At 53.9% G+C, this 22,951-nt stretch carries 23 protein-coding genes; 15 read left to right on the forward strand and 8 right to left on the reverse strand.

What is annotated here, in order from left to right; translation table 11 throughout:
- Positions 1–24 precede the first annotated feature (24 nt).
- Together purS and DYU11_RS00470 are read left to right on the forward strand one after the other, a co-directional pair.
- On the forward strand, positions 25–276 hold the full coding sequence (gene purS / locus DYU11_RS00465; RefSeq protein ID WP_119665687.1) for a phosphoribosylformylglycinamidine synthase subunit PurS: 252 nt from the start codon (positions 25–27) through the stop codon (positions 274–276).
- Between the two features lie 94 nt (positions 277–370).
- Positions 371–1,378, forward strand: a complete 1,008-nt coding sequence (locus tag DYU11_RS00470; RefSeq protein ID WP_119665688.1) for a 3-oxoacyl-ACP synthase III family protein — start codon at positions 371–373, stop codon at positions 1,376–1,378.
- A gap of 71 nt (positions 1,379–1,449) precedes the next feature.
- Here the strand turns inward: DYU11_RS00470 and DYU11_RS00475 are convergent, their stop codons facing one another.
- Positions 1,450–1,809: a CoA-binding protein gene (locus tag DYU11_RS00475; RefSeq protein ID WP_119665689.1), complete on the reverse strand. Its 360-nt coding sequence runs from the start codon at positions 1,807–1,809 to the stop codon at positions 1,450–1,452.
- Positions 1,810–2,111: 302 nt separating this feature from the next.
- Between DYU11_RS00475 and DYU11_RS00480 the strand changes: the two genes are divergently transcribed.
- Positions 2,112–2,684: an HNH endonuclease gene (locus DYU11_RS00480; RefSeq protein ID WP_119665690.1), complete on the forward strand. Its 573-nt coding sequence runs from the start codon at positions 2,112–2,114 to the stop codon at positions 2,682–2,684.
- Between the two features lie 75 nt (positions 2,685–2,759).
- Here the strand turns inward: DYU11_RS00480 and DYU11_RS00485 are convergent, their stop codons facing one another.
- Entirely contained in the window at positions 2,760–6,569 is a 3,810-nt protein-coding gene (locus DYU11_RS00485; protein WP_199736643.1) for a sensor histidine kinase, read from the reverse strand.
- Positions 6,570–6,713: 144 nt separating this feature from the next.
- Positions 6,714–7,022, reverse strand: coding sequence for a HesB/IscA family protein (locus tag DYU11_RS00490; RefSeq protein ID WP_119665692.1), 309 nt, complete (start codon positions 7,020–7,022; stop codon positions 6,714–6,716).
- Positions 7,023–7,129: 107 nt separating this feature from the next.
- On the opposite strand from DYU11_RS00490, the gene DYU11_RS00495 reads away from it, so the two are divergent.
- The gene (locus DYU11_RS00495) at positions 7,130–7,654 is read left to right on the forward strand and encodes a DUF7935 family protein (protein WP_119665693.1); all 525 of its coding nucleotides are present in this window, start codon (positions 7,130–7,132) and stop codon (positions 7,652–7,654) included.
- 33 nt (positions 7,655–7,687) lie between these two features.
- Here the strand turns inward: DYU11_RS00495 and DYU11_RS00500 are convergent, their stop codons facing one another.
- The 3 genes from DYU11_RS00500 to DYU11_RS00510 are packed head-to-tail and all read right to left on the reverse strand — an operon-like array spanning position 7,688 to position 9,601.
- Entirely contained in the window at positions 7,688–8,533 is an 846-nt protein-coding gene (locus DYU11_RS00500) for a hydroxymethylglutaryl-CoA lyase (RefSeq protein ID WP_119665694.1), read from the reverse strand.
- Positions 8,520–8,873 carry a transmembrane 220 family protein gene (locus DYU11_RS00505; protein ID WP_119665695.1) on the reverse strand — a complete coding sequence of 118 codons (354 nt, stop codon included), beginning with the start codon at positions 8,871–8,873 and terminating at the stop codon, positions 8,520–8,522. Before DYU11_RS00505 ends, DYU11_RS00500 begins: the two co-directional genes overlap by 14 nt.
- Before the next feature lie 53 nt (positions 8,874–8,926).
- Positions 8,927–9,601 carry a tetratricopeptide repeat protein gene (locus tag DYU11_RS00510; protein ID WP_229365647.1) on the reverse strand — a complete coding sequence of 225 codons (675 nt, stop codon included), beginning with the start codon at positions 9,599–9,601 and terminating at the stop codon, positions 8,927–8,929.
- Positions 9,602–9,889: 288 nt separating this feature from the next.
- On the opposite strand from DYU11_RS00510, the gene DYU11_RS00515 reads away from it, so the two are divergent.
- The 3 genes from DYU11_RS00515 to DYU11_RS00525 all read left to right on the forward strand — a co-directional run bounded on the left by DYU11_RS00515 (position 9,890) and on the right by DYU11_RS00525 (position 12,580).
- A complete protein-coding gene (locus DYU11_RS00515) occupies positions 9,890–11,038 on the forward strand; it encodes a galactokinase (protein ID WP_119665697.1) in 1,149 nt (382 codons plus the stop codon).
- Positions 11,039–11,122: 84 nt separating this feature from the next.
- Positions 11,123–11,788, forward strand: a complete 666-nt coding sequence (fsa, locus tag DYU11_RS00520; RefSeq protein WP_119665698.1) for a fructose-6-phosphate aldolase — start codon at positions 11,123–11,125, stop codon at positions 11,786–11,788.
- A 111-nt stretch (positions 11,789–11,899) separates the two neighbouring features.
- Positions 11,900–12,580 carry a cell division ATP-binding protein FtsE gene (locus DYU11_RS00525; protein ID WP_119665699.1) on the forward strand — a complete coding sequence of 227 codons (681 nt, stop codon included), beginning with the start codon at positions 11,900–11,902 and terminating at the stop codon, positions 12,578–12,580.
- A gap of 77 nt (positions 12,581–12,657) precedes the next feature.
- Here the strand turns inward: DYU11_RS00525 and porX are convergent, their stop codons facing one another.
- Positions 12,658–14,217, reverse strand: coding sequence for a T9SS response regulator signal transducer PorX (porX, locus tag DYU11_RS00530; RefSeq protein ID WP_119665700.1), 1,560 nt, complete (start codon positions 14,215–14,217; stop codon positions 12,658–12,660).
- 131 nt (positions 14,218–14,348) lie between these two features.
- Between porX and DYU11_RS00535 the strand changes: the two genes are divergently transcribed.
- The 4 genes from DYU11_RS00535 (at position 14,349) to DYU11_RS00550 (ending at position 17,773) form a co-directional block, all read left to right on the forward strand.
- Positions 14,349–15,647 carry a LysM peptidoglycan-binding domain-containing protein gene (locus DYU11_RS00535; RefSeq protein ID WP_119665701.1) on the forward strand — a complete coding sequence of 433 codons (1,299 nt, stop codon included), beginning with the start codon at positions 14,349–14,351 and terminating at the stop codon, positions 15,645–15,647.
- Between the two features lie 4 nt (positions 15,648–15,651).
- The gene (locus tag DYU11_RS00540) at positions 15,652–15,870 is read left to right on the forward strand and encodes a hypothetical protein (protein ID WP_119665702.1); all 219 of its coding nucleotides are present in this window, start codon (positions 15,652–15,654) and stop codon (positions 15,868–15,870) included.
- A 7-nt stretch (positions 15,871–15,877) separates the two neighbouring features.
- On the forward strand, positions 15,878–16,684 hold the full coding sequence (locus DYU11_RS00545) for a TIGR02757 family protein (RefSeq protein ID WP_119666656.1): 807 nt from the start codon (positions 15,878–15,880) through the stop codon (positions 16,682–16,684).
- A gap of 108 nt (positions 16,685–16,792) precedes the next feature.
- Positions 16,793–17,773: an aldose 1-epimerase gene (locus tag DYU11_RS00550; RefSeq protein ID WP_119665703.1), complete on the forward strand. Its 981-nt coding sequence runs from the start codon at positions 16,793–16,795 to the stop codon at positions 17,771–17,773.
- A gap of 78 nt (positions 17,774–17,851) precedes the next feature.
- On the opposite strand, the gene amaB is transcribed toward DYU11_RS00550, so the two are convergent.
- Positions 17,852–19,390, reverse strand: coding sequence for an L-piperidine-6-carboxylate dehydrogenase (gene amaB / locus DYU11_RS00555; RefSeq protein WP_119665704.1), 1,539 nt, complete (start codon positions 19,388–19,390; stop codon positions 17,852–17,854).
- Positions 19,391–19,530: 140 nt separating this feature from the next.
- On the opposite strand from amaB, the gene DYU11_RS00560 reads away from it, so the two are divergent.
- The 4 genes from DYU11_RS00560 to msrB all read left to right on the forward strand — a co-directional run bounded on the left by DYU11_RS00560 (position 19,531) and on the right by msrB (position 22,781).
- Positions 19,531–20,670, forward strand: coding sequence for a fasciclin domain-containing protein (locus DYU11_RS00560; protein ID WP_119665705.1), 1,140 nt, complete (start codon positions 19,531–19,533; stop codon positions 20,668–20,670).
- Positions 20,671–20,829: 159 nt separating this feature from the next.
- Positions 20,830–21,384, forward strand: a complete 555-nt coding sequence (locus DYU11_RS00565; protein WP_119665706.1) for an RNA polymerase sigma factor — start codon at positions 20,830–20,832, stop codon at positions 21,382–21,384.
- Positions 21,381–22,202, forward strand: a complete 822-nt coding sequence (locus DYU11_RS00570; protein WP_119665707.1) for an anti-sigma factor — start codon at positions 21,381–21,383, stop codon at positions 22,200–22,202. Before DYU11_RS00565 ends, DYU11_RS00570 begins: the two co-directional genes overlap by 4 nt.
- Positions 22,203–22,259: 57 nt before the next feature.
- Positions 22,260–22,781: a peptide-methionine (R)-S-oxide reductase MsrB gene (msrB, locus tag DYU11_RS00575; protein WP_119665708.1), complete on the forward strand. Its 522-nt coding sequence runs from the start codon at positions 22,260–22,262 to the stop codon at positions 22,779–22,781.
- Positions 22,782–22,951: the final 170 nt, after the last annotated feature.

A 22,951-nucleotide genomic window follows, 5' to 3' on the forward strand; every position in this document is an offset into this window, starting at 1 on the left:
ATTCTCTCTTTCGCTTTTCACCTCATGAAATACATCGCTGAAATTGACATCATGCCCCAGAAAGAGATTCTGGACCCGCAGGGTAAGGCCGTTAAACTTGGCTTGCATAACCTTCACATGGACACGATCGATAACGTTCGGATCGGCAAGCACATCCGGCTGGAGGTAGAAGCCGACAGCGAAGCCCAGGCCCGCGAAACGGTCGATTCGGCCTGCCGTCAGTTGCTGGCGAACCTCATCATGGAGGAATACGCATTTTCACTGCACACGGCCTGATTGTCTTTTTTTATTGTTCGCAGGACAGTCGACGTGAGTTATACAAAACCAGCCGAAAAAAGTGCTATTTTGCCGACTGTTTTGACTTCATCCAATGGAGAAAATCTATTCAGCCATTACTGGGCTGGGCTTCTACGTACCCGAAACCGTCGTCACCAACGACGACCTTACCCAGTATATGGAAACCTCCGACACCTGGATTCGGGAACGGACCGGCATTCAGCAACGGCGCTTTTTTACCTACGGCAAGGATACGAACGCCAGTATGGCCTCCGCAGCATCGCGTATGGCCCTCGAACGGGCGGGTGTAGACGCCGGTCAGGTCGACCTCATTGTTTACGCCACCATCACACCCGATTATTATTTCCCCGGCTCGGCATTTCTGATGCAGCGTGAACTGGGGCTCGAAGGGATCGGTGTTATCGACATCCGCAACCAGTGCTCTGGGTTTGTTTACGCGCTGTCCATCGCCGACCAGTTCATTAAAACCGGCATGTACCGCACCATTCTGGTGGTGGGTTCGGAAGTGCAGTCATCGCTGCTCAACAAAAGTACCGAAGGCCGTAATGTAGCCGTTATTTTCGGCGATGGTGCCGGTGCCGCCGTATTGCAGGCCACTACCGATCCCGAGCACCGTGTGCTGTCGACTCACCTGCACGCCGACGGACGCTACGCCGAAGATCTGTACGTAAAAGACCCCGGCAGCAGCCGCGACGGCCGGTGGATTTCGGAAGATACCCTTGCTCAGGGCGATTACAACGTGACGATGAACGGCAACGCTGTGTTCAAACACGCCGTGGTGCGGTTCATGGAAGTCATCAACGAAAGCCTGAACGCCAATGGCTACCAACCCGACGATCTGGCGCTGCTGGTGCCCCACCAGGCTAACATCCGCATCTCGGAGTACGTACGACAGCAGATGAATCTGCCGGAAGAAAAAGTGTTCAACAACATTCAGTACTACGGCAATACGACCGCGGCTTCCATTCCTATTGCCATGACCGAAGCGTTTGAGCAGGGCCGTATCAAACCCGGCGACTTAGTCTGTCTGGCCGCTTTCGGCAGCGGCTTTACCTGGGCCTCCGCATTGATAAAGTGGTAGGAAAGGAGAAAGGGAGGAGAGCAGAAAATCCTTTCTTTCTCTCCTCCCTTTCTCCTTTCCTCCTCTTTTCCTCAATACGTCCCGATGGACAGCATCACGAGCGTGCAGGCCTCGATGGGTTCGATGCCGGCCTGCTGAAGGTCGTGCTCCAGTTCGGGATTCTCGGTGCCGGGGTTGAAAATAACCCGGCGGGGTTTCAGTTGCTTGAGGTATTCACCCAGACCTTGCTGGTTGCGAGGCCCGACATATAAAGTCACCGTATCAACATCGTTCAGCGGAGGCTGGCCCGTCTGGATGGGTAGTCCCTGAATCTGCCCGGCCCGTAAACCAACCAGCTCTACCTCGTGGCCATACCCAAGCAGACTACGTGCCGCCCGGTTGGCGTAACGATCCGGGTTTTCGCTGGCTCCTATCACTACTGTTTTTTTCATTCCGTATGCGTGCTTTTGTGCGGTCATTCCTGACCACAGCTTCTGTACGTCATCAACGTATAGACGACCAATCTGGTTTAAAACCTATTGAACTTGTCTAATCTTTGATTATTTTTCATCGCTTTTTGAAAAATTAACGTATGAAGCATGCAGGTATATACGTTGCCTGATCTTCAAAAACTACTGACAATCAGTTATTTTTTATTAAAAGTTAATTAACTTTTTTGTTTTACATTTGTTAAACAATAGTTAGACAATCATTCGGTGCTATACTGTACCGGGGCACACAACCACAACCAGTAATGAGCGACAAGAAAAGCCAAAGTTTCTGGAACGAGAAGTGGGTGCCAATCGTCTTCGACGGCGTTGAGAACCCACCTCGCTATGACGTGTCGAATTATGGGCGGGTACGTAGTTTCCAGGCTGGTGCAGAGGGTACGGTCATTAAAGGGTCCGTTATTCAAGGGTATCGGTCGCTGAACATTCGTTCGGGAGGAAAGACATTTAACCGCTACGTGCACAAATTAGTAGCCGAGCATTTCGTTGAACGCGGAGTGCCCGAACAAACGTTCGTGATCCATCTTGATCACGATAAGCAAAATAACCACTATCAGAACCTGCGGTGGGTTACAAAGGACGAAATGATTGATCACAACCGGGAAAATCCGAATTTGAAAAATCGGGCCACTCCCCGGCGCACCCGTAACTACAAGCTTACGGAAAGCAAGGTGAAGATCATCAAGAAACTACTACGTAACGACAAGAATCGGTTAAAGATGATTGCCAAGCAATTTGGCATTACGCACACCCAACTAAACCGCATTCGGTCCGGTGAAAACTGGAAACACGTAACGATCGACGACGATATGGCCTAAAAACCACCTATCGGACCTTTACGACCTTGCCGCTTGGATTCGTTCTGAGCGGCTTTTTTTGTGCATCATCCTGAATCAGGAGCCGGTGCCAACGGTTCGCTGTCCGCTCAGTACCATCGACATATTGGCCAGCGGCATCGACAGAAAGAACGACGTACCTACGCCCTCAGTCGTTTCGAACCAGATGCTTCCGCCGGCATGTTCAACCCCCCGCTTGGCAATGGCCAGACCCAATCCAGACCCTCCGCGCTTCGTGCTGAAATTTGGCAGGAATACTTTGGCCCGGATGGCCTCCGGTATCCCTACGCCATTATCGTGAATCTCGATATGGACGTTGTCGTCGTCGCTGTAAAGCTTCAGATCAATTACGGGCTTGCGGTCGGCGGGAACGGACTGGATAGCGTTGATCAACAGGTTGGTGACAATACGGCCCATCAGCTGCCGGTCGCCCGTAACCATCACCGGCCCCGGCTCAATCTGCCGCCGGAGCGAAATTCGGTTATCGTCGGCGTAAAGATCAGCCGCTTTGTTGAGCACGCCCGTAACTTCAAAGATTTCGCTCTTTGGCATTGGCATCTTGGCGAAATCAGAAAACGACGTCGCAATATCGCTCAGGTTATCGATCTGGTCGAGGAGCGAATCAAAGGTCCGGTGAATAACCCGGCGTGTAGCCGCATCGCCCCCGACGCCATCCGACGAATTAGGCCCCGGGAACGTTCGCTGCAAATGCTGAAGGGTCAGCTTCATAGGCGTCAGCGGGTTCTTGATTTCGTGCGCTACCTGCTTGGCCATCTCGCGCCAGGCCGACTGCTTCTCATTCTGTGCCAGTTCGAGTTTGCTTTCCTCCAGCTTAACCAGCATTCGGTTGTACTCCCGGATCAGCAAGCCAATTTCATCGTCCGACCGCCAGGGCAGCGGCTCGTTTGGCCGGTCGAGGTTCGTCTTGCGAATTTTTTGTGTCAGCAGCTTCAGGGGTTTGGTCAGCACATTCGACGCCAGATACGACAGGATCAGGAAGAACAGAAATAACCCGGTAAAGATGCTGAGTGCCGACGCTATGACTTCAATAATCTGCCGGTCCAGCTCCGGCCGGGCGTAGAAATAAGGTACGCTCAGTACGCCCAGCAGCCGCCCGTCGTAGGATTTTATGCCGGTATAGGCCGTGCGGTACTGCTTATTACCCAGCGATTCGTTCAGCAGTTTCTGATTCTCTTTATCCTCAATAACGTGAATATAAGCTTCCGGATTGATGAATTTTGACAGGTGACCGCTCTCGTACATCAGCGGCCGGGTCGATGCGTACAGCCGACCTTTGGTGTCGAAAAGGTTGATGTCGATGTCGGCATCGCGGGCAATCTTTCGCAGTTCCTCCTCCATGGACGCTTTACTGCGACGCCCTTGCAGGTGTTCATCCAGATACGCCAGAAAATTGGCGGCTACGTTGCGGGTGTTGCTGATGTAGGCGTTTTCCTGGTTGGTAATGTAGTTGGCGCTGATTACACTGAGAATACTGACAATCACCAGCAGCAACGGCAGAAAGAAAGCCATGTTGAGCAGAATCTGGATACGGGTCGAGTAGTTGATACTGAACTGCGACAGGCCATAGTTAATGGCATAGGCTACAATGACCGTTAGTACGGTCAGCACCAGCAGCAGAAACAGGAACGAGAAGTTGGAGAAAATATTCTTTAACGGGTAGGCCTCCGACGACACTACGACCACTCGCCCGTTGACGCCCCGCTGCCCGACATGCCGGTAGCCGTTGCCGATCAGCCCATCGTTATACAACTCCGGATTAACCAGAAACGAGGCCGGCAGCTTCCGCTCATAATTATAGCTGCCCGTACTGTACAACAGCCGGTGCTGGCTGTTGTAAATGGCGTAACTGTACTCCTGCGTTTCGGGCCGCTGCATAAACTTAGTGTCTACGAGCAGTTCCGGATACACACTTTTAGGCCGTTCGTTGCGGAGTTTCAGATCAAGCACCACGTGACCGATGGTATCGGCCCCCGTGGCGGTTTGCTGGCGAATTGCCACAACCCCCACGTATTGTTTAATGAACTGGTTGCCTACCTCATTGATAAAATAAATACCCGGATAGGCCGTCTTATAACTGGGTTGCTGGTACCGGCTCGTCAGGTTATCAAGCCTGGCCCCGAGCTGGCTGATGTCGAGTGATCGCCCGATGGCATCGTACGACGCTACGTCGATGTCGTATTTATCGAAATACTTGTCGAGGTAGATACTTTTGACCCGTTGCTGAATCCGTTCGCGTACCAGCAGCGTATCGTTACGCAGCGCCCGGGCAATCTCTGCGTCCCGACCAATGGACTCCAGCGCCTTATTGAGCAAAAACTCGCCGAACTCATCGTTCTCCGCCAGAAGTTGCGTACCAAACTCACGCACACCAACCAGCTGCTTGTGCACCTCCTGTTTATAGACGACGTAAGCCGTAGTAAGCGCACACACAAATGCGCCCGAAAACAGATAGACTGAGGTTTTGTAACGGAACGTGTACAATACACGGGGAAACTGCGCGAGGTAGATAACAAGAAAATACAGCCCGTTGACCAGCAGAATTGGCTCCAGTGGCAGATCCAGAATAAACCACCCGACGGCCGCCAGCCCGGTTCCGATCCCAAACCAGGTCAGCCCCGCCGACCGCTTCCGATTGTACCGCAGAAAGAAACTGGCCAGCAGGTGAATGAAAAGAAAATAGATGAACGAGACCGTAATGAACACAATCAGGCAGGCCAGTTTCAGCATCGAAAACCGGATGCTAAGCGTAATGTCGAGGGTAAACTGCGACTTTTCATAGATGTTGTTCAGTTCCGTGTAGCACGCGTAAAAAACAACGTAGCTGAGCACCACCAGAATAATCGACAGGATTGTTTTAATCCCGGCTGGCAACTGGAGCATCAGCGTATAGATCCGGGAGCGGTAGTAGTTATTGACCCAGTAAAAGGCCAGTATGGCCACCACGAGGGCGTTCAGCAACAGGTCGCCCAGCGATGGTACCAGCACCGACGATGCGTAGTATTTTGGGTTGAACAGATCCCATTCTGCAAACAGAAACGGCACCCCGAAATAGAGCATCACGGCCCGCAGAATCAGCAGATAGCCCGCCAGCCAGAGAAAGCCGACTTCGTAGGACCGGCGTCGTTTCAGCCGAACCATCGTCTGCACCACATACAGCCCCAGGAAAATAACGCTTAATGTCGCCAGAATGACCGTATTGACCGGCGTGGAATGATTCCGGTAGGCGTCTACTTTGGGGGGCACCACCGAAAACAGGAAAGCCGAGTTGTTGTCGTAAATCGCCTGGCTTAGCTCCCTTTTATCCGTCGTGACCGTCTGCGGATCGAGTGCAAACAACTCCGGATTGTAGCCCGACTGGAGATACGTGTTTGTATTCCGGTAGTACCGGTACACGTTGATCAGCGAGTAGATATCCAGCGAATCGCGGCCGGACGTTACCCGCTTATGGCTGACAATGTAGTTGCCCTGTTCAAAATTAACCAGTTGCGGCAGCGAAACGGACGCAATTCGCGCGTACTCGGGAATAAATCGGTAGTCAGACCAGAACAACAGTTCCGGTTCTTTCAGCACATCGGCATTATGGTAGAAGATGTAGTACGGATACCGGGTCGGCAGATTAAGCTCGGCAAACGTGGGCGTAACGACTTCCTTAAGCCGGTCGGCAACAGCGTCCAGTTCCTGTTTGCTGACACTGAGCTCCTCCTTCACCCGCTGCTGTACCGACAGGACGTACTGCTCGTCGGTTGCGCCGGGTGCGTGTCGTTCGAGCAGCAGGTAACACAGCACCGACAGGCCCAGAGCCAGGGCGGCCAGCCACAGGAAAATATGTCGTTCGATTCGCTTCACAGTCCCCAGGGTGGGTTTGGTCAAGAGTACACGGACCTAAAATCATGCCAAAACGCTGGTCTGTTGTTTTTTTTGCAGCACAGCCAAAACGTTCTTCAGCCGAAAACGGGTAAACTCAGACGTTATGTACGGGGTAAGTTGCTGTTACTGAGCGGGCACGGGCTTATCAACGGTAAAGCCGCGGGCGTCTTCGCTGGTTTCGTAGCCAATTTCGACACCCAGCACGTAGAGCAGATGCTTTCGATCAATAATGATGCGGACCCCTTCGACGTTATATACCTCGTCGGTGGAACCGGGCAGATCAAAGCCCAGCAACCAGGACGAGCCGCATCCCCCTCCACGAATACCGACCCTCAGGCCGTATTCGGCAGGTATTTTGTTGGCTCGCAACGTGTCGACTACTTGTTGCCGCGCTTCGGGGCGGAGGTATATCGGATTATCAAGTGATGTCATAACTGAACCTCCGGCCTGATCGCAACGAGTGATTAAACCCCTGTTTCGACGCCGGACGCTATTTTCAAAGTTACCTAAATTTTAACAAACCTCGTTGTCACTATCTAATGGAATTACTTGGCGATTTTCTGAAGTTAATTGTGCCGGCTGGTCTGGTGCTCTACGGAATGTATCTGACCGTTAAGCTGCTCCTTGAACGCGATGCCGACCGCCACCGCTTTGAAGTCAAGAATCACTACACTCAAACCGTGGTTCCGATTCGCCTACAGGCCTACGAACGCATGGTCCTGTTTTTAGAACGCATCAGCCCCAACAATTTATTGTTACGGCTGAGCGGCAGCGCTACGTCGGTTCTGGAATTTCAGCAACGGCTGCTCCAGGAAATACGGGATGAATATAACCACAATCTGTCGCAGCAGGTGTATATGAGCCAGGCGGTATGGGACCAGATTCAGGCCGCCATGAACGACGTAATGACACTCATCAATCAGGCATCAGGCGATACCAGACCCGACGCACCTGCGCTGGAGCTCTCCAAACGCGTTTTCGAGCGCATCATCCAGAAAGATAAACAACCCACTGCCGATGCGCTCCGGGCTGTGAAGGAAGAGATTCAGGCCATGTTCATGTAAGGCAAAACCTCGGTACGCTACCGGAAGTCTGTACTACGCAAAGACCGCTGCCGAAAGCGTCATAGCTTCCTGCCAGGCGGCTTTGTTCAACGGAACCGATACCCCTTCGTCGGCGAGCGCCTGTACAATCTCTTCGGTCGGCAGGTTACCCGTCAGCTGATCGGCCGCCATCGGGCAGCCACCGAACCCGCGTAAAGCGCCGTCGATGCGCCGGACACCGGCCCGAACGGCGGCTTTAACTTTTTGGGGTGCCTCGCCGGGCCGGGCGTGCAAATGTGCCCCAAATTCAACCTTGGGAAACTGCCGAAGCAGGTGTCCGAAAAGGGCTTCAATCTGGGCAGGGGTCGAACTGCCAACCGTATCGGACGGAGCAATGATACCAACGCCCAGCCCGACAAGCCGTTCCGTAAACTCGCCCACTACCTCGGGACTATACGGATCACCGTACGGATTTCCAAAGCCCATGGACAGATACACAACCAGTTCCTTACCGGTCCGGGTGCATAGGTCCTGCATAGCCGCTACGTCGTCGAAGGCCGCGGCAATTGACTTGTTGGTGTTCCGCTGCTGAAACGTTTCCGACACCGACAGCGGGAAGCCCAAGTACCGAATGGCCTCGTGGCCGGTGGCCTCTTCAGCTCCCCGCTGGTTGGCAACAATAGCCAGCAGTCTGGTTTGTGTAGTAGCCAGATCAAGCCTGGTCAGTACTTCAGCCGTATCGCGCAGCTGCGGAATCGCTTTCGGCGACACAAAACTGCCGAAATCAAGCGTATCAAACCCGACACGCAGGAGGCTGTTGAGGTACCGGATTTTCAGGTCGGTTGGTACGAAATGGCTCAACCCCTGCATCGCATCGCGGGGGCATTCAACGAGTTTCATAAGTTGGTCGCGTTAAAAAGGCCAGTACCAGCATAACAGCCGCGCAGATACCCAATCCCCCGGCTTCGCGGGCCAGTTCGATGTTAACGGTTTTCATGCCCATCTCATCCAGCAGAAACCCTTCAAACACCGGCGGCCACTGGTAGTACGCAGCAACAAGGTAGATTAGCGTCATCAGTCCGAAAAACCACGGACGCCCTACCCCGGCAAACGCCATGAAACAAGCTACGGCCGCAAATCCGTAGATCGGAACCCATATTTCAGGGTCGGGGTCATTGTATTGAAACGCAGCGAACAGCAGAAACAGCAGAGCGAAAATAAGCGACAGAATTTTACGCATGGTAAGCATGGGCTTAGTCGGTAACAAAACCTTGGTTTCGGAACCGACAGGGTTCATTGACAATAACTTGTAACAGCCGCAACGGCGTCGGCATAGCCTAATGTCTGCGCCTGTTTCAGACTCAGGCATCCCTCATCCCGTCGTTCCTGCAGAATCTGGGCGAGCCCCAGGGCATAAAAAGCCTTCCCAAATTTTGGATCTGCCTTCACCGCCTGTTCGAAGTCAACAGTGGCCCCGGTCAGATCTTTCTGCTGGTAGCGCAGATTACCCCGGTTGTAAAGTGCCTGGGCATTCTGCGGATTCAACGTAATGGCCTGGGAAAAATCATTTAAGGCCGGCTGTATCTGACCTTGGGCGGCAAACAACTGCCCACGGTTCAGGTACACATCAGCCCCGGCCTGCCTGCTGGTGTCGGGCAATAGCCGAATAGCATCCGAATAATCCTTCAAGGCATCAGCGAAGTTATTCTGGGCCACTTTCAACAGCGCCCGGTTGTAGTAGGGCCGGTACGAATTCGGTTGCAGTTTAATGGCCTGATCGTAGTCCTGGGCCGCGTTCGTGTAATCTTTCAGTTCAAAGTAAGCCACTCCGCGGGAGTTAAACGCTTCGGCATTGTCGGCGTCGGCTTCAATAGCCTGGTTCAATACCTGCACAGCCTCCCGGAACTTACCGTCTTTCATCAGGTTGCGGCCCTGCTCCACATACGTATCCGACGACGTGCAGGCCATCGGTAAAACCAGTAGAAACCAACCCAGTACGCACAGTCCGGCTGGGTTTCTGCTTAGCAAGAAAATATTTCCAATCATACTCAGTACATCAATTCTTCACAAAAGTAGCCGTTACCCCTTTACGTTTCGGTAAAATCTGCGTAATATTGCAGTGGCAAATCGGTGCTACCAGCTCCCGCTGAATCCCCCAGGTCTTGACCGAAGCAAGGGTAGGTGGTCGTAGCGGTGAGACATTGATTTGCCTTTTTTTGTATCCTGTCATTTCCGGAGTTTCTATTCCTCGCCCGTATGGAGCTACCTGAGTCGCTCGACGCTACGTTTCAGCAGAAATTTCATTCCAAACCACTTCTCATCTGTTCCCCCGGCCGGGTCAACCTCATTGGTGAGCACACCGACTACAATCAGGGATTCGTACTACCCGCTGCTATCGATAAAGCCATCTACCTGGCCATTGGTTCGCGGGACGACGACGAACTACATTTTGTAGCCCATGACATTAATAAAACATTCCAGGGGTCGCTTCAGTCTCTGGACCGCACGAAAACCTGGGCCGATTACCTGCTGGGTGTGCTGGCACAGTTTCAACGGGCAGGGCATGCACTCCGGGGGGTAAACTGTGTTTTTGCCGGAACCATACCGATGGGCGCCGGACTGTCGTCGTCGGCCGCTCTGGAAAATGCCATTGGCTTTGGCATCAACGAACTGTTCGGCCTGGGACTGGACCGGCTCGATCTCGTCCGGCTGTCGCAGCGGGCTGAGCACGACTTCGTCGGGGTGAAAGTGGGCATCATGGATATGTTTGCCAGCATGATGGGCAAAGCCGACCACGTGATTAAGCTTGACTGCCGGTCGCTGGATTACCAGTACGCCCCGCTGCGGATGGAAGGCTTCCGGGTGGTGCTCTGCGATTCGCAGGTAAAACACTCACTGGCCTCGTCGGAATACAATACGCGCCGGGCCGAATGCGAAAAAGGCGTGCAGATGCTGAAACTGTATTACCCGGCCATCAACAGCCTGCGCGACGTAACGATGGCCATGCTCGACGAGTATGTGAAAGATACCGAGCCGCTGATCTACCGCCGGTGCGCCTATGTAGTGCAGGAGAACCAGCGTTTGCTGGATGGGTACGCCGACCTGCAGGCGGGCGACCTCGACGCGTTCGGTCAGCGCATGTATGGCTCCCACGAAGGACTAAGCCAGTGGTATGAAGTCAGTTGCCCTGAACTCGATACACTGGTCGATATTGCCCGTGAGCAACCGGGTGTGCTGGGCGCACGGATGATGGGGGGCGGCTTCGGCGGCTGCACCATTAACCTGGTGCGGGAAGAGTCGCTGGATAATTTTACGCAGGTTATAACGCAGCAATACAAAGCCAGAACCGGAAAAGACACGCAAATTCACGTCTGCCGATTAATGGACGGGACACATACCATTTAAGTTAGTAAGTTTGCACGTTGGTAAGCCAATACCCCAGCAAACCTGCCAACGTATTAACTTACGACCAAATCACAAGGAATCATCATGAAATTTTTCATTGACACGGCCAACCTGGCCGACATTCGCGAGGCTCAGGACATGGGCATCCTCGATGGCGTAACGACGAACCCGTCGCTGATGGCCAAAGAAGGCATTACGGGCAAAGACAACATCATCGCTCACTACAAGCAAATCTGTGAGATTGTTGAAGGTGACGTAAGCGCCGAAGTAATCAGCACTACCTTCGACGAAATCATTCGGGAAGGCGAAGAACTGGCCGAGCTGAACGAAAATATTGTCGTGAAAGTGCCGATGATCAAAGACGGCGTTAAGGCAATCAAATACTTCACCGAGAAAGGCATCCGCACCAACTGCACGCTGATTTTCTCGGCTGGCCAGGCGCTGCTGGCGGCTAAGGCTGGTGCTACGTATGTATCGCCGTTCGTTGGCCGTCTGGACGACATCTCAACGGACGGTATGGCGCTGATCGAGCAGATCGTTACGATTTTCACTAACTACGGCTACACGACCGAAGTACTGGCGGCTTCTGTTCGTCACCCGATGCACATCATCCAGTGCGCTGAAATGGGTGCCGACGTTATGACGGCTCCCCTGAGCGTTATCAAAGCCCTGCTGAATCACCCGCTGACCGACAGTGGTCTGGCTAAATTCCTGGCCGACCATCAGAAGGCTGGTGTTCCGGCGAAATAAAAATACCCGGCCGGCGCGTTAATAAGCTGGTAGGTCTGTAGTCGACCAAAATCCGGTCTGACTGACTTACCCGCCTATCAACGCGCCGGCCTACTACTTCTTTTTTACTGCATGTTTTCCAGCGAACCCGTACTTACCCTCGATCATGCTGACATCTACCAGGGCCAAAAGCTGGTGCTGGGGGATGTATCGTTCCAGATTGACAAAGGTGATTTTGTGTACCTGATTGGCCGAACGGGCAGCGGCAAATCGTCGCTGCTGAAGACCCTGTACGCCGATTTGTGGCTTCAGAACGGCAAGGGACACATTGCAGGGTTTGCGCTGGACCAGATCAAACCGCGCGATATACCGTTCCTTCGCCGAAAAATCGGCATTGTGTTTCAGGACTTTCAGTTGTTTTTTGATCGCAACGTCGAGGAAAATTTGAAGTTTGTGCTGAAAGCAACGGGCTGGACGGACAAAAACAAAATGAACGCCCGCATGGCCGACGTGCTGATGCAGGTGGGGCTGGGAACGGCTCAGAAGAAGATGCCGCACCAGCTATCGGGGGGTGAACAGCAACGGGTCGTTATTGCCCGGGCCATGCTGAACGAGCCGCTGATTTTGCTCGCCGACGAACCGACCGGGAACCTCGACCCGGCCGTTTCTGACCAAATTATGAAAGTGTTTCAGGCCATCAACAACGCCGGTACCGCCATCCTCATGGCAACTCACAACTACGACCTCCTGAACAAATACCCCGCCCGTGTCCTACGCTGCCAGGACGGGCAGGTAGTGGAACTGAAGGGATAAGATTAAAGGAGAAAAGAGGAAAGGAGAAATGGGTTCTACTCTGTTCCCTTTTCTCCCTCCTCCCCTTACTCCCTCTTTTAAGCCTTCGCCCGCAGGTAGGCGAACGGGATGACCATCTCTTCCAGCGATACGCCCCCGTGCTGAAACGTATTGCGGTAGTGGTTCACGTAGTAGTTATAGTTGTTGGGATAGGCAAAGAAATAATCTTCCAGCGTAAATACATAGGCTGTCGATACGTGCGGCTTCGGCAGGAAAAACCGCTCCGGCTTACGGCCTACGAACAAGTGATTCTCCTCAAAACCCAGGTTTTTCCCCTGCTTATAGCGCAGGTTCGTGTTGGTTTCCCGGTAGCCGACAATCTTGGCCGGTTTCTGCACGCGGATCATACCGTGATCGGTAGTGATGATCAGACGGCCGTTTTTGTCGGCAATCTTACGAAGCAGTTCGAGCAGCGGTGAATGCTGGAACCACGACCGCGTGATGGACCGGTATGCCGACTCATCCGGGGCCAGCTCCTTGATCATGGCCATGTCGGTCCGGGCGTGCGACAGCATGTCGACAAAGTTGTAGACAATGACGTTAAGCTGGTTCTGCAACAGGTTGTTGAAGTTATCGACCAGCGACTTACCCTGATTGATATTCAGGATTTTGTGGTACGAGGACTTGATATTCAGTCGGCTCTGTTCCAGCTGGCGACGCAGGAATTCGTCTTCATGGTTGTTCAGCCCTTCTTCGTCATTATCGTCGTTGACCCACAGATCCGGGTGGCGTTTCTCCATTTCGCTGGGCATCATACCCGAGAAAATGGCGTTTCGGGCAAAACCAGTCGTAGTGGGCAGAATCGAGTAGTACGATGATTCCTCCTCAACCGTAAAGAATTCGGTCAGCAATGGCTCGATCACCTTCCACTGGTCGTAGCGCAGGTTGTCGATCAGAATGAAAAACAGGGGTGAATTCTGATCCAGCAGCGGAAACACCTTCTTGCGCATGAGCTGGTGCGACATGAGCGGGTGGTCGGCCTTTGTATCGTTGAGCCAGTCTTCGTAGTTGTCCATCACGAACTTACAGAAGTTAGCGTTGGCTTCGCTTTTCTGCATATTCAATACTTCCGACATGCTCCGGTCCTGTGCCCCATCGAGTTCCAGCTCCCAGTAGATCAGCTTCTTGTAAATCTCGGCCCACTCTTCAAAATCAATACGGTCATTGTATTGCATGGAAATGTTCCGGAAGTCCTGCTGATAGCCGATGTTCGTACGTTCGGTCACCAGGCGTTTGTTGTCCAGGATCTTCTTAACCGACAGCAGAATCTGGTTGGGATTGAGAGGCTTGATGAGATAATCGGCAATTTTCGAGCCGATGGCCTCTTCCATGATATGCTCCTCTTCGCTTTTGGTGATCATAACAACCGGCAGGTTCGGGCGCATCTGCTTGATCTGCGAGAGCGTTTCGAGCCCCGTCATACCGGGCATCATTTCGTCGAGAAAAACGACGTCGTATTTTTCCTGCTCAACCTTTTCGATCGCATCGGCTCCGCTGTTTACGGGCGTTACGTCGTAGCCTTTTCCTTTCAGAAACAGGATGTGTGGCTTTAGCAGGTCAATCTCGTCGTCGGCCCACAGTATCGCGTAGTTTTGCATAAGTTGTCTAGTTTGAACAGATTATTGAGTCACCCAACCAATCATACCGATCAGATAACTATCTCACTGAGATTAAACTTCAAACGCCCGGTTGTGTTCGGGTGGTTCAGAATTAACAGTTTTTAACAGCGGTGCAGACCGCTAAGCGGCAGCAAACCCGGTATGGCCCGGCGCGTAAAATAAACGAAAAGCCGATAACCGACCGTTTTCTACGAAAAGCCGCCGGATTTTACGTTATTTTTACGTCAAATGCCTGTACACTCGAAAAAGTCGATCTGTTGCTCTACTCCATGAAACGTATCCCCTGCCTTATCGCCCTTGCCCTGTTGTTGAGCGTTGCTGCGCTGCGCGGTGTGGCTGAGCCGGGTCGAGTCTGGTTCAGCGTCCCGGTCAGTACACAGGATTCGATTGGTGTCGAGAAAAAAGACGGCAAACGGTTCATCATGCACCGGGTGAACGAAGGCCAGACGCTCTACGCCATCGCACGTCGGTACCGCAGTTCGGTAGATGCCATCAAAGCGGCCAATCCGAACCTGAACGGAAACGTGCGCTATGGCCAGGTAATCCGTGTCCCGCTGGCGGAGGCTTCGCTCTCCCGCAAAGAGAAGAAGGCTATCGACAAGGCCATAAAGAAGGATGAAAAAGAAAAGGAGCGGAGCGTCAAGGCTGAACCGGCTTCCAAACCGGTAAAAACAGCCCGGAAAAGCGAGGACCCCGCCAAAGCGGGTATTCACGTGGTTGAGCCCGGCCAGACACTTTATAGCCTTGCTGTTCGCTACGGTGTTTCGCAGGCCGAGATCCGGCGCTGGAATGACCTCAGCAACGACAACGTATTGATCGGGCAGGCCCTGATTGTTTCCGAAAAAGCGCACCAGTCCCGGATGCCCAGCCCCTCCAATCCGGCCGCGGCTGCCCGCACCGATACACCTGCCAAGACGACCGTAACGCGTCCGGAGGTTTCCCGCCCGGAGCCCAGGACCGAACCGGAACGCACCGAAACGCCCGTAGCCCGGACCGAACGGCCAGCGCCCAAACGGCCCGAAGAAACCCCGGGCCCGACGACCGAGGAAGTTCGGAACGTACCGCTGCCCCGGCCGGCCGATGCTGAAATTCTGCTGCCCCGGCCCGGTAATGATGCACCCATGCCCACCCGCGGCCGACGGATCTCTGAAAACGGCGTGGCCGAACTCATCGACGGCGCCAGCGATTCGAACAAGTATCTGGCTCTGCACCGGACAGCCCCCGCCGGAACGCTCGTGCAGGTCAGAAATGAGTTCAACAACCAGAGCATCTGGGTAAAAGTGATTGGTAAACTGCCGGATACGGGTATCAATGATAAAATCCTGATTAAGCTTTCGGCCCGGGCTTTTGAGAAACTTTCGCCCCAGGACCGGCGTTTTCGAGCGGAGGTTAGTTACCTGGTTCCCTAACGTTATGAGTCAAGAAACCAAAGCAGAGCGAATTGCCCGGCGGCACCGCGAACGCGAAGAAAAAATGAAAGCGACGCCGGGCTACAAAGTATTCAACGTTATGTTCACGCTGGCGTATCCCTTCATCGCCGTGTTTACCTTCCTGTTTTCAGGCATACTGGCCTTTTTTTCGGGTATCTCCCGTGCCATGGCGTGGCTGGTAAGCGGAGGCCGGGCGAAATAAATTGGTTGTGAGCCGTACATCTATCTCTCCCGCCGTTGTCGAGTTATTGAACCAGAAAGCCGATCAGTACAACCGGCCTTCGTTTATTGACCGCGACCCGATCAGCATTCCTCACCAGTTCAGTCGACGGCAGGATATTGAAATCATGGGGTTCTGGGCGGCCGTGCTGGCGTGGGGACAGCGACCGGTCATTCTCAAAAAGTCCAGTGAACTGATTACCCTGATGGACGGCGCTCCGTACGACTTCGTTCGGAACCACCAGGAAACTGATCTGAAGCGGTTTCTGGCGTTCAGACACCGGACGTTCAACGCGACTGACGCGCTCTACTTTCTCCATTTTTTTCGCAACTACTACCAGCAGTACGACTCGCTCGAAGATGCGTTCCTGGCTACCGGCACCCCGGGGCCCGATCAGTACGCTCCCGTTTACAAACCAGTGGAGGAAGGCCTGATCGCTTTTCATAACCGCTTTTGCTGCGATCCCTACTTTCCTGAGCGGACTCGCAAACACATTGCGACGCCCGCACGCCATTCGTCGTGCAAACGACTGCTGATGTTTCTGCGCTGGATGGTGCGGCAGGACGACCAGGGGGTGGATTTCGGCTTGTGGACGCGCATCCAGCCCGACCAGTTGCTCATTCCCATTGATGTCCATGTCAACCGCGTTGCCCGCAGCCTGGGGTTACTGACTCGCCCGCAAACCGACTGGAAAGCCGTTGTTGCCCTCACCGAAACGTTACGTACGATTGACCCTGACGATCCGGTTCGCTACGATTTCGCCTTGTTTGGCCTTGGCGTCGAAGGCGAAATGTGATTGATAGCCCGGCGTTGAGGCTGTTCCCTAAAGTGGCCAAACAAATCAGCGACTTCCATACTTATACTCGCTGAACCATCGTCCTACAACCGATTCGACGAACTGATCATGCCATTTACGATCACCACGCAGCCCTTTGGCCCCATGGCCGAGGATACGACCCCGATTACGGAGTATTATATCCGGAATACCGAGACAAACGAAGGCTTTTCCGTCCTGCCGGAAATGGGCGGCATGCTCCATCGACTTTTTCTTAGGAAAGGTCAGGAATTGTATTCGGTGCTGAAATCGCCCGACTCGCCCCAGGCGCTGCTGGCCGATGAAAGCTACTCCAGTGCGCTCCTGTTTCCGTTTCCGAGCCGTGTGCGTCATGGAATCTACACGTTCGATGGCGAAGCGTACGCCCTTCGCATGAATGAGTTCAGGCACGAAAACGCCCTGCACGGCTTTGTTTATAATCAGCCGTTTCAGGTTGTCAATCAGGAGGAAGGCCCAACGCACGCCAGTCTGACTGTTCGCTACGATTACGCGGGCGATCAGCCGGGCTACCCCTTTCCTTTTTCGCTGGCGGTTCTCTACGGCCTCGACCGACCGGAAGGCTCGGCTTCGTCGGTTCTTCATGTTACCTTCAGTGCCGTTAATACGGGCTCAACCCGCTGCCCGGTTGCGTTTGGCTGGCACCCGTACTTTACACTCAGCGAAGAGCCGATTGATCACCTGCGCATGACCTTGCCCAGCAGCACAGCGATTACGTTAAATGACAACCTGCTGCCGGTCGGACAGGAACCGTTTACGAACGCAGATGACATTTCGCTGCATGAACGGACGTTTGATACGCCCTTCTTGGTCGACTTCGGTGATCGGGACTATGCAGAAACAAGGATATGGTCGCCACGATTTGATACTACGCTGCGAATCGCTCAGGACAAATCGTTTCCGTACCTCGTTGTGTTCACCCCGCCCCGTCGCGACAGCATTGCTATCGAACCCCTGACGGCCAACGTTAATTCGTTTAATACAGGCGAAGGGCTCCGAATACTCGGTCCCGGCGAATCGGCATCGGGAAAAATCTGGGTGGCGTTGAGCTAAGATGGGTAGCTTACAGCAAAAGACCGCCTGTGCTGACAAACACAGGCGGTCTTGTTTCTACCGGTTCGACGCTACTTCTTACAACTCAAAGGTGATGCCCTGCGCCAGAGGCAGAGTCGTTCCATAATTGAGCGTGTTGGTCTGCCGGCGCATATACGCTTTCCACGCGTCGGAGCCCGACTCACGGCCACCACCGGTTTCCTTCTCGCCCCCAAAAGCGCCCCCTATCTCGGCTCCCGACGTACCGATGTTGACATTGGCAATGCCGCAGTCGGACCCCACCACCGACAGGAACCGTTCGGCTTCGCGCAGGTTCAGCGTGAAAATGGCTGACGATAAGCCCTGGGGTACGCCGTTCTGCAGCTCAATGGCCTCGTCCAGCGTTGCGTACCGAATCAGGTACAGAATGGGGGCAAACGTTTCGCGCTGCACCACCGGCCAATGGTTTTCGGCTTCGGCAACGCATGGCCGGACGTAGCAACCCGACTCGAAGCCGGGGCCATCCAGTACCCCCGGTTCTACAACGAACCGCCCACCGGCCGCCCGAATCTCCTGCACGGCCGCCTGGTAACCCTGCACAGCCTGCCGGTCAATCAGCGGCCCAACGTGGTAAGACTCATCCAGGGGGCTGCCGATCCGGACCTGAGCGTAAGCGTTGGCAAGTCGTTTCTTTACGTCGTCATACACGGTATCCTGCACAATCAGTCGGCGTGTGGTCGTACACCGCTGCCCTGCCGTACCAACGGCTCCGAATAAAATGGCCGGAACCGCCAGATCCAGATCCGCGTGTTCCGTTACGATGATGGCGTTGTTGCCACCCAGTTCGAGCAGGCTCCGGCCCAATCGCCCGGCAACGGCCTCCGCCACAGCCTTACCCATCCGCGTTGATCCCGTAGCCGACACCAGCGCAATCCGGGGGTCGCGGGCCAGCCATTCGCCGGCGTCACGACCGCCCGTGATCAGGCAGGAAACCCCTTCCGGTACGTCGTTGTTACGCAGCACTTCCGTGATGATCTGCTGGCAGGCCAGGGCCGTCAGCGGGGTTTTCTCCGACGGTTTCCAGATGCAGACATCACCGCAAACCCAGGCAATCATGGCGTTCCACGACCAGACCGCCACCGGGAAATTAAACGCGGAGATGATACCCACCAGCCCCAGCGGGTGCCATTGCTCCATCATGCGGTGCGCAGGCCGTTCGGAGTGCATCGCCAGTCCGTACAACTGCCGGGAGAGACCGACGGCAAAATCGCAGATGTCGATAATTTCCTGAACTTCGCCCAGCCCCTCCTGAAGCGATTTACCCATTTCGTAGCTGACCAGCGTACCGAGTTCGCGTTTGTATTGCCGAAACTGGTCGCCCATCTGCCGCACTATGTCCCCCCGGCGGGGTGCGGGCACGAGCCGCCACGTCCGAAAAGCCGCCTGAGCCGTTTCGACGACCTGGTCATAGTCACTACGGGTCGACTGATACACCCGGGCAATGAGCTGACCGTCAGCGGGCGAGAATGAATCAATGATTTTTTCAGAACGATCCGCTGTTGCGGAATGCCAGAATTGCTGGCCTGTGCTGGTGCCGGGCTTGACAGACTGCGTCGGCAGAGGAAGAATAGACTGCATACGATTCACTAACGATTGGATGAAATGTGGACAAATCTACCGGCCTGTGGACAAATAAGCCCTACCCGAGCCTAAACTTTTTGGTGTTTTTCCGGTTAAGACAGGGTGTTATCTAAAGATAAACGCTCAACGTCAACGCTATGAAAATCAATCAAACCATTAGCCTGTTAGCACTCGGAACGGTGCTATCGACTGTAAACGCGACCGCCCAGACGAACACGGGCTCCGGCACGATAAATAATTCATCGTCAACGTATCCACAGGGGGCGGTTGTAACCGACTCGCTCCCCAAAGGACGTACCAACGACCGCAATACGGATCGCCGGCGCAACCGCCGGAATCAAAATTCACGTGATAATACGTACGGTAATGCACCCGGCACCCAGGACGACCGCTATCGCCAGAGTTCGAGCGCCAGCGGAACCAGTGTCAACAGCAGCAACACGCAGAATTATAACACCAATAACGCCACGACTCCGCCGACGGGCGTAGGCAGTACGCCTTCGACCGCCAACAATCCCGCGGTAGTTCCGGGCCAGCAGATCAGCAACGGTCAGAACAACAGCACCAGCCGCGGATCGGTAGGAAACAGCTCACAAAGTGTTCCATCGGGCAGTACAGCCACCAGCGGTTCATCGTCGGGGAGCACAACCCCGCCCGACGAATCGATGTCTGGCACGGGGGTCAGTACCTCCGGCACGACCACGAACCGGCAACTGACCACTACGCCCGGGGCAACCGGTACCGGCATGGCCGTAGCCGGTGGCTCGAATGGCAGTAATCCAACGTCGGCGCCTGGCCGTAGCAACAACGAGAGCGTTGGCGACTACGTATCGTCGGCCCCCGATTATTCGACCTTGCAGAACGCACTGCAATCGACCGATATGGACAAGGCCCTGATGGGATCTGGTACGTTCACGGTGTTTGCGCCATCGAACAGCGCGTTCAAAAAACTACCGGCCAAGATGCAGAACACGCTTCTGGAAGGCCAGAATATGGCATCGTTGAAAACGCTGCTGAGTTACCACGTCGTTGAAGGCACAATGGATGCCAAAGAACTGGCCCGCCAGATCAACGCCGGCAACGGAAAAGCGCAGTTAAAAACAATGTCAGGTGGCATGCTTACGGCCCGGATTGGTTCCAACGGCCGCGTCATGCTCACCGACGAACAGGGCAGCGTAGCCTACGTTGAATCCGCTGACCGATACCAGTCAAATGGAGTTGTACATGGAATTGACAAAGTATTGTTGCCTAAAGGCGTTGCTGCCTCATTCAAGTAAAAGACTGAACTGCCGCCGATAAAAGAAGCAGGGCGATCAGGCTGATTCAAAAAAACAGTCTGGTTGCCCTGCTTCTTTTGTCTTTATGAGCGGCCGGAAACCTTCTGCCGTTCGTAGTATTGTTTTTTTGATATATTTGAGCCACTTAACTCCTACCGTGTGAAACGACAGTCATCAATGGTTTCTGAAAGCGTTCTGATCGAGAAGCTTACGCAACGCGATCAACGAGCTTTCCATTGGCTGTACGATCAATACTCGCCGGCTCTCTACGGCGTGGTTCTTCGCATCGTGCGCGACGAAGAACAGGCCCAGGATCTCCTCCAGGACATCTTCATTAAAATCTGGAAAAATTTAGACGCATACGATGCGCAAAAAGGCCGTTTATTTACCTGGATGTTGAATGTAGCCAGAAACACGGCTATTGATGCACTCCGCTCCCGAAAAACGCAACCAACCAGCGCAATCCGAACCGACGAGGAGAACGTACATATTGTTGACCGTCAGTACAACACTGAACAGCCTAATCCCGAGCACATTGGTGTGAAAGAAGTGGTGAGTCAACTGCGTCCCGAACGTCGAGAACTGATTGACTTGGTTTATTTTAATGGTTATACGCACGAAGAAGCAGCGGAGGCTTTGAATATGCCGCTCGGAACGGTAAAAACCCGGATTCGGGCCGCATTGCAGGAGCTCAAGCAACTATTTAAATCATGAACGTAACGGAGTACATAGCGTCCGGCATTTTAGAATCTTACGTCATGGGTGCAGTAAGCGACCAGGAACGACGTGAGGTCGATTGTCTGTCGTCTATTTACCCAGAAATCAAACAGGAGCTCGATCAACTGTCGGCTTCTCTGGAGAACTATGCCCTGCTGCATAGTATTGAGCCTCCCCCGCAGCTGAAAGCAAGCCTGCTCGAAAAGCTGAACTTCGACGAACAGAAAGATCGCCCGGAAACAATTGTTCGACCCATGCCGGTCGAACCTACGTCGGGACCTACCTTTCAGGTTACCTGGATTGCTGCAGCTGCCGTAGGGCTGGTGCTACTCGCCTTCTCTTTCTTTCTGGTGTCCCGTCTTTATAACGAACAGCAGACATTGAGTTCACTGCGGTCGGCTAATAGTACCCTGCAAACCGAACTCCGGCAGTTGCGCGACCGTCAGCAGCGCGACGAACAGACACTGGCGCTGCTTCGGCAGCCCGGCACCCGTACGCTCGAACTGCGTGGCAACGAAAAAGCGCCCAACGGTGATATTCTGCTTTACTGGAATCCGCAAAGCCGTCAGGTAGCCGTTGAAGTCCGTTCGCTGCCGCCGTTGCAGCCTGACCAGCAGTACCAGCTCTGGTCGCTGGTGAATGGTAAACCCATCGACGCGGGCGTATTCGACGGTGGTAACGCAGCGCCTTTTCTGCAACGACTGAACCGCCCCATTGGTCAGGCCGATGCCTTCGCCGTTACGGTCGAGAAACGCGGTGGCAGCCCTACCCCGACGCTTTCGACGCTCCTGGCCATGACCCCGGTCAAAAGCTGAACTATGAGCCTGCTACGTTTGTTTATTTAAGACAACCACTTGTAAATCATTGCGATTATGTCGAAAAGCATTGCTGTTTTTCTGGTGAGCCTATTGCTCATTGGAACCGGTTTTGTGGTCCTCACCAGATTTAACAAACCAACACCCACTCCGCAACACACTGCCGATGAAAAGCCACCCGGTGGTCGTCGGGTTGTCAAGACGAATGCCGAATGGAAGAAGATTCTGACACCGGATCAGTACGCCGTACTGCGCGAACAGGGCACTGAACGGGCCTTTTCCAGCCCGCTCAACGACGTACACGACAAAGGCACCTTTTACTGCGCAGCCTGTCACAATCCATTGTTCAAGACCGAAACGAAATTTAATTCCGGTACGGGCTGGCCAAGCTTTTACGCCCCAATTGCCAAAAACGCAGTGCGGGAAGATGCTGACAAGAGCTATGGCATGGTACGTACCGAAGTTCTCTGCAATGTTTGTGGCGGTCATCTGGGGCATGTTTTTGACGACGGCCCGAAGCCAACGGGTCTGCGCTACTGCATGAATGGCGTTGCCATGACATTCGAAAAAGGCAAATAAATGAGTCGTATAGCCTGAGACAGGAAACAGTCAGTCTATATACGAACTATTCTAAAATTCAGAGGGTTACTATGAAGCCGGGCTGCCTAGCCCGGCTTCTTTATATTACATCGGCCGAAAATGCGTTATATTTGGCGGCCATTCAGGAAGATTTATCAAGTTGGGAGGGG

Source organism: Fibrisoma montanum, assembly GCF_003583365.1.
Taxonomy (GTDB): domain Bacteria; phylum Bacteroidota; class Bacteroidia; order Cytophagales; family Spirosomataceae; genus Fibrisoma; species Fibrisoma montanum.

Coding starts and splice junctions, on each gene's coding strand:
- purS (WP_119665687.1), top strand. CDS start 25: ATGAAATACATCGCTGAAATTGACATCATGCCCCAGAAAGAGATTCTG.
- DYU11_RS00470 (WP_119665688.1), top strand. CDS start 371: ATGGAGAAAATCTATTCAGCCATTACTGGGCTGGGCTTCTACGTACCC.
- DYU11_RS00475 (WP_119665689.1), bottom strand. CDS start 1,809: ATGAAAAAAACAGTAGTGATAGGAGCCAGCGAAAACCCGGATCGTTAC.
- DYU11_RS00480 (WP_119665690.1), top strand. CDS start 2,112: ATGAGCGACAAGAAAAGCCAAAGTTTCTGGAACGAGAAGTGGGTGCCA.
- DYU11_RS00490 (WP_119665692.1), bottom strand. CDS start 7,022: ATGACATCACTTGATAATCCGATATACCTCCGCCCCGAAGCGCGGCAA.
- DYU11_RS00495 (WP_119665693.1), top strand. CDS start 7,130: ATGGAATTACTTGGCGATTTTCTGAAGTTAATTGTGCCGGCTGGTCTG.
- DYU11_RS00500 (WP_119665694.1), bottom strand. CDS start 8,533: ATGAAACTCGTTGAATGCCCCCGCGATGCGATGCAGGGGTTGAGCCAT.
- DYU11_RS00505 (WP_119665695.1), bottom strand. CDS start 8,873: ATGCGTAAAATTCTGTCGCTTATTTTCGCTCTGCTGTTTCTGCTGTTC.
- DYU11_RS00510 (WP_229365647.1), bottom strand. CDS start 9,601: ATGGCCTGCACGTCGTCGGATACGTATGTGGAGCAGGGCCGCAACCTG.
- DYU11_RS00515 (WP_119665697.1), top strand. CDS start 9,890: ATGGAGCTACCTGAGTCGCTCGACGCTACGTTTCAGCAGAAATTTCAT.
- fsa (WP_119665698.1), top strand. CDS start 11,123: ATGAAATTTTTCATTGACACGGCCAACCTGGCCGACATTCGCGAGGCT.
- DYU11_RS00525 (WP_119665699.1), top strand. CDS start 11,900: ATGTTTTCCAGCGAACCCGTACTTACCCTCGATCATGCTGACATCTAC.
- porX (WP_119665700.1), bottom strand. CDS start 14,217: ATGCAAAACTACGCGATACTGTGGGCCGACGACGAGATTGACCTGCTA.
- DYU11_RS00540 (WP_119665702.1), top strand. CDS start 15,652: ATGAGTCAAGAAACCAAAGCAGAGCGAATTGCCCGGCGGCACCGCGAA.
- DYU11_RS00550 (WP_119665703.1), top strand. CDS start 16,793: ATGCCATTTACGATCACCACGCAGCCCTTTGGCCCCATGGCCGAGGAT.
- amaB (WP_119665704.1), bottom strand. CDS start 19,390: ATGCAGTCTATTCTTCCTCTGCCGACGCAGTCTGTCAAGCCCGGCACC.
- DYU11_RS00560 (WP_119665705.1), top strand. CDS start 19,531: ATGAAAATCAATCAAACCATTAGCCTGTTAGCACTCGGAACGGTGCTA.
- DYU11_RS00570 (WP_119665707.1), top strand. CDS start 21,381: ATGAACGTAACGGAGTACATAGCGTCCGGCATTTTAGAATCTTACGTC.
- msrB (WP_119665708.1), top strand. CDS start 22,260: ATGTCGAAAAGCATTGCTGTTTTTCTGGTGAGCCTATTGCTCATTGGA.